This window comes from Polaromonas sp. P1_E11, assembly GCF_056405995.1.
The window spans coordinates 1-543 of sequence record NZ_JBFUBA010000022.1 but is presented as its reverse complement, the minus strand read 5'-3'; the positions used below and the strand labels follow the sequence as shown (position 1 = coordinate 543).

Sequence of the window (543 nt, the reverse complement as noted above, 5' to 3'; positions counted from 1 at the left end):
GGGATGAGCGGATCGGTTCAGCGCGCGTCCAGGCGAAGAACTGGCGGCTGATGGCGGTCGGCGGGCTGTTCCTCACCATCGGCCTGTCTTCGGCGCTCGTCTGGCAGTCGATGCAGAGCCGCGTCATTCCTTATGTCGTCGAGGTCGACCGGCTCGGCGAGGCGCGCAGTGTGGCGCCCGCAGCGACCGAATACCAGGCGACCGATCCGCAGATCGCATGGCACCTCGGCAATTTCATCAAGAATGTCCGCTCGCGTTCGCTCGATCCCGTGTTGATGCGCGAGCATTGGCTGTCGGCTTATGATTTCGCGACGCCGCGCGCCTCGCTCTTCCTCGGCGAATATGCCCGCGCCGCCAATCCCTTCGCCGAGGTCGGCCGCCGCACCGTGTCGGTGCAGGTGACGAGCGTCGTGCGCGCGTCGGACAGCAGCTTCCAGGTCAAATGGACCGAGCAGGCCTTTGAGCGTGGCAGCCTTGCGGGAACGTCGCGCTGGACCGCGATGCTTACCGTCAAGGTGCAGCCGCCGCGATCGGCCGATGTGC

At 66.3% G+C, this 543-nt stretch carries 1 protein-coding gene; it reads left to right on the top strand.

From position 1 onward, the window contains the following. A partial coding sequence (trbF, locus tag AC1D11_RS22230) for a conjugal transfer protein TrbF (RefSeq protein ID WP_477651506.1) occupies positions 1 to 543 on the top strand: 543 nt, incomplete at both ends.